The organism is Polaromonas sp. P1_E1_2, assembly GCF_056406035.1.
Map to the genome: position 1 here is coordinate 1 of NZ_JBFUAZ010000487.1, position 3,279 is coordinate 3,279.

Below are 3,279 nucleotides of genomic sequence, written 5' to 3' on the forward strand. Positions count from 1 at the left end.
GCTCTGCGGTACATGGGCGATGGTGCGCTGCCAGGCACGCAGATGGTCGCCACTGACCGGTTTGCCATCCACCAGCAGTTGTCCCTCGGTTGGAAGCAACAAGCCCATCATGAGGTCGAGTGTTGTACTTTTCCCGCTACCCGTGCTACCGACAAAACCGACGCGAGTTCCCTTGGTGATTGTCAGATCGAGACCATCAAGCACCCACGGCGTTGTGTCCGAATAGCGAAAGCGCACCTGGTCAAAATGAATATGGTTTTTGAAATCCAGCGGTGCAGCCGGTGGCTGGAATGCTTCGGGTGGGAGCGGCTGGTCGAGCAGCGCCAGCGTTTCGGCGAGCGAGGCCTGACAGCTCACGATCGTGGCCCAGGCCCCGAAACTTTGTTGCRAGGCCGGGAGCAGGCGCTGCGCGCCGAGTGCGAGTGCGCCGAGCACCGGTAATGCGCCCGCAACGCCGCCGTTTTGCTGACTGAGTGCATAAGCCAGCGCCGCGATCAGCACCATGCCAACCGCTTCCATCGCGTAGCGCGGGCTGATATTGATGAATTGGCTGTCGCTTTGGGCGCGGCGCAGCGGATGATCGGCCTTGCGGTAGATCTCGCAATACAGCGGTTGCGCATTGTCTAACAGCACATCGCGGATGCCACCGAGGCCTTCTTGCAGCGCCTTGACGACCTGCGTCTGCTCGCGTGCCACCAGCTCGCTGTTTTGCCGGAGCCGGCGCCTGGTTATGGCGGCAATGATGGTGTAGCTGGCGCCAAAGCCCAGCGCGGCGACGGTTGCGGCAAATGGGTCGATGACGACAAGAACGGCAACAACGGACGCGAGCAGGACGACCGAGCTCAGCAGCACAAGTACCGGTTGCAGCACCCCGAAAGCTATGCTGTTGACCTTTTGCGTGATGCCGGCGATGACCTCACTGCTGTTGCGCGAGACATGTACCTGATAGGGCTGGTAGAGGGTGCGCCGATAGAGTTCGGTGCTGAGATCGGAACCGCTGGTCAGGCCCAGGCGCATGCCAGCCCAGAGTAGCAACATGCGCAAGGCCCCGGCCAGAAGCGCTGCTGCCGCAAAAATAATCGTCAGCGGCAGGATTAATCCTTGTGCTGAAGCGATACCCCATGCCTGTGCGACCTGGGTGACGAGTGGGTAGGCGAACAGCCGCTCCGGTGCGGTCAGGACCGCGAGAAAAGGCAGTACGGCGCCCAAACTCATCACCTCGGCGAACGCACTGACCAGCGTCAGGGCCAGCAAACCCGCGAACTGGCGCCGACGCCGCAGGCTCAAATGCAGCCAGAGCCGACGCAACAGTTGTGGGAGTTCCTGCTTCAAGGTCATAACTCAGTGTTTGGACGGCTTGCCAGCGAGAAAGGCCTCGACGCTTTGTCGCACGCTCGGAAGGTCGAGCCCATGCTCATGCAGCAGGTAATCCCAGGTGCCGCAGAGCGACGAGAAGCGGTCCTTGATGCCAATGCGGCAGACCGGCAGCGGCCGGTAGGCGGTAACTTCTTCGGTGATGCAGGCACCTAGTCCGCCCATGACCGAATGTTCCTCCAAGGTCACGATGGCGTCGACCCGGTCGATAATCGAATGCAGGCACTCGCGATCCAGCGGTTTGATCGACGGCACGCTCCAGGCTTCTGCGTCGAGGCCCTGCTTGATGAGTTCGAGTGCGGTCTTCACCATGGATCCGGTTGCGAGCAGGGCGATGCGCTTCCCTCTCGGACTCACCGGTAGCATGCCGCCAGCTTGCAGTTTGACTGGACCGTCGTGCACGTCGCCACGATCACTTTTGCCGACGCGCATATAGACCGGTGATTCGAGCCGCAGTGCAAGCTGCATGGTCGCGGTCATTTCAAAGCRGTCAGCTGGAGACAACACGGTCAATGCCGGTACCGCGCGCGTGCAGGCGATGTCCTCGGTGCACTGGTGGCTGCTGCCGAGATGGCTGTAAACGAGCCCGGCGCCGTCACCTATCAGGATCACAGGCAGGTTTTCGTAGCAGACGTCGATCTTGATCTGCTCAAGCACACGCATCGGTACAAATGCCGCGAGGCCATAAACGATGGGTTTGAAACCGGCTTTAGCCAGACCCGCCGCCACCCCCACCATATTTTGCTCAGCAATGCCGCAATTGATGTATTGGTTCGGCCTGGCCTTGCGAAAAGCGTCGAACAGGGCATAGCCATGGTCGCCCGTGAGAAGCAGCACTTTAGGGTCGGCCAGCGCGGCAGCGACCAGCGCGTCGGAGAATGCGTTTCTCATGCTGTGCCTCCGAGCTCGGCGATCGCGGCCGCGTGGGTCTCGGCGGTCAGCCGTGTGTAGTGCCAGACGTTGTTGTGCTCCATGAACGAGACGCCCTTGCCCTTGATGCTGGTCGCGACGATTGCTTTCGGCTTTCCGTTGCGGCCGGCGCGCGCGTCGCGGTAGGCCGCGTCAATAGCGGCTTCATCATGGCCGTCAATGGTGACTGCGTCGAAACCGAAGGCGCGGAATTTCTCCTCGATGTTGCCGAGTGCAATGACCTCGTCGGTGGTGCCCATTGCCTGGAAGCCGTTTTTGTCGACGATCACGACGAGGTTGTCGAGCTTGAAATGCGTGGCGAACAGCGCTGCCTCCCAGATCGCGCCTTCGTTGAGTTCACCATCCCCGACCAGCGCATAGCAGATCTGATCTGTCTGGCTGAGCTTTGCACCCATGGCCAGGCCTGTTGCTACCGAAAGCCCGTGCCCCAAAGAGCCGGCCGTTGCTTCGACGCCGGGAATATGTGCGTCGGCCAATCCCTTGAGCCGGCTGCCGTCCTTGAAGTATTGGCTGATGTCGCCGTCGTCAAGCCATCCGATTTCGTGCAGGCAGGCGTACTGCGCCATCACGCCGTGGCCTTTGCTGAGCACCATGTAGTCCCGATCGGGTGATTCGGGATTCGCAGGATCGAACCTGAGATGACTCCGGTAAAGCACGGCGAGCAGTTCGACGATCGAAAATGCGCAGCCGATATGCACGGTCGCGCCGGAATAGGCCATATCCAGGACAGTTCTTCGGATGCGAGTGGCGTTGAATTTGTTCATGATGTGATCGATGAACGACTCCAGTTGAATGTTTTGAGCAGCGCCGCGTCAAGCCCCGTGAATTCCGCAAGGCCGAGTTCCTCCCGCGCCTTGCGTGTGTCGGGCAGGTAGCGTGGCGCCGGTTCGGCGGTAGGCAATGCTTCGATATTCACGTCAAGCATGGCCCCCGAGGCTCGAACGATATGCTGCGCGAGCTCGGCGATACTTACCG

At 60.7% G+C, this 3,279-nt stretch carries 3 protein-coding genes and 1 pseudogene; all 4 read right to left on the reverse strand.

Features of this window, described 5'->3' with window-relative positions; genetic code table 11:
• Positions 1-1,338 (reverse strand): ATP-binding cassette domain-containing protein (locus AC1D1P_RS18580; RefSeq protein ID WP_477673984.1); only part of this gene is annotated, 1,338 nt, incomplete at its 3' end.
• A 3-nt stretch (positions 1,339-1,341) separates the two neighbouring features.
• A complete protein-coding gene (locus AC1D1P_RS18585; protein WP_477673985.1) occupies positions 1,342-2,265 on the reverse strand; it encodes a transketolase family protein in 924 nt (307 codons plus the stop codon).
• A complete protein-coding gene (locus AC1D1P_RS18590) occupies positions 2,262-3,068 on the reverse strand; it encodes a transketolase (protein WP_477668500.1) in 807 nt (268 codons plus the stop codon). The genes AC1D1P_RS18585 and AC1D1P_RS18590 overlap by 4 nt, the downstream gene beginning before the upstream one ends.
• Positions 3,065-3,279, reverse strand: a pseudogene (locus tag AC1D1P_RS18595) (NAD-dependent epimerase/dehydratase family protein); the annotation flags it as partial. The pseudogene AC1D1P_RS18595 and the gene AC1D1P_RS18590, both read right to left, overlap by 4 nt.

What these genes read in the sequence shown, in the direction of transcription:
- AC1D1P_RS18590 (WP_477668500.1), bottom strand. Translation starts at nt 3,068, where the DNA reads ATGAACAAATTCAACGCCACTCGCATCCGAAGAACTGTCCTGGATATG.